Source organism: Kitasatospora sp. NPDC007106, from assembly GCF_040634455.1.
GTDB lineage: Bacteria > Actinomycetota > Actinomycetes > Streptomycetales > Streptomycetaceae > Kitasatospora > Kitasatospora arboriphila.
Window position 1 is genome coordinate 1 of record NZ_JBEYFP010001451.1, and the last position, 1045, is coordinate 1045.

The 1045-nt window shown below is 73.7% G+C and carries 3 protein-coding genes; 2 read left to right on the plus strand and 1 reads right to left on the minus strand.

Annotated features, from left to right (window positions below):
- Both ABZ641_RS39200 and ABZ641_RS39205 read left to right on the plus strand, forming a co-directional pair.
- On the plus strand, positions 1 to 335 hold a 335-nt coding region (locus ABZ641_RS39200; RefSeq protein WP_359989517.1), incomplete at its 5' end, for a 2-oxo acid dehydrogenase subunit E2.
- On the plus strand, positions 332 to 574 hold the full coding sequence (locus ABZ641_RS39205) for a phosphopantetheine-binding protein (protein WP_344622305.1): 243 nt from the start codon (positions 332 to 334) through the stop codon (positions 572 to 574). The genes ABZ641_RS39200 and ABZ641_RS39205, both read left to right, overlap by 4 nt.
- Before the next feature lie 97 nt (positions 575 to 671).
- Here the strand turns inward: ABZ641_RS39205 and ABZ641_RS39210 are convergent.
- Positions 672 to 1045 (minus strand): hypothetical protein (locus ABZ641_RS39210; protein WP_359989519.1); only part of this gene is annotated, 374 nt, incomplete at its 5' end.

Genomic DNA, 1045 nt, shown 5'->3' on the forward strand with positions numbered 1-1045 from the left:
CGCTGCCCGAGCTCATGGCACGCCTGCGCGACCTGGTCGCACGCGCCAGGGCCGGCCGACTGCGCCGGTCCGAGACGTCCGACCCGTCGATCACCGTGACCAGCCTCGGTGATCAGGGGGTGGAGGCGGTGTTCGGGGTGATCTATCCGCCCCAGGTCGCCCTGGTCGGCCTGGGCAAGGTCGTCGAGCGCCCCTGGGCCGCGGACGGCATGCTCGGGGTCCGGCCCGTGGTCACCGCCACCCTGTCGGCCGACCACCGGGCCAGCGACGGCGCCACCGGCGCCCGCTACCTGTCGGCGCTCGACCGACTGCTCCAGCAACCGGAGGAACTGTGAACCAGGACCAGGCCGAGGAACTCGTCAAGGAGGTGCTCCTCGACATCGTGCCCGACGCCGACTTCACCGAGACGGACGCGCAGGCCGACCTCAGGCAGGAACTCGAACTCGACTCCATGGACTTCCTGACGCTGGTGGAACGGCTGTCCGCGCGAGCGGGCTGCCGGATCGACGAGGACGACTACCCGCGCATGGCCACGCTCGCCGGGAGCGCCGCCCTCCTGGCCGAACGCACCTGAACGGGCCTGCGGTGCTCGAAGTGGTGCGGTCGGGTGCCCGGACCGGGAAATCCCGGAGCGGCGGACGGTCGGGACGGAGCGCCCCCGGCGGGTGGGATCAGACCAGCCCGGCCCCCCAGGTCCTGGCCCGGTCGAGTTCCCCGGCCCGCAGCGGGCCTTCGGCGTCCTCGACGATGAACCCCTCGGGCTCGGCCAGCACGTCGTAGTGGTGGTGGGCCAGCCGCCGGGCGATCCCGTCCGCCGCGCCGCCGCTCATGCGGGAGTCGGCGCGGGTGTCGAACGCGGCGGCGTGCGTGCCGTTCTCGGTGTCCGGCAGGTGGTGGAACCAGGTCCGCAGGCCCGGGTTCTCGTCCGGCTCGTCGCCGGCCACCAGCGCCCCGCTCTCCCGTGCCGCCTTCTGCGCCTTCGTGCCGCGGGCCAGGCCGCGACTGAGCCCGGAGGACATTCCGTGCATGTGGGTGGGGCCGCCGA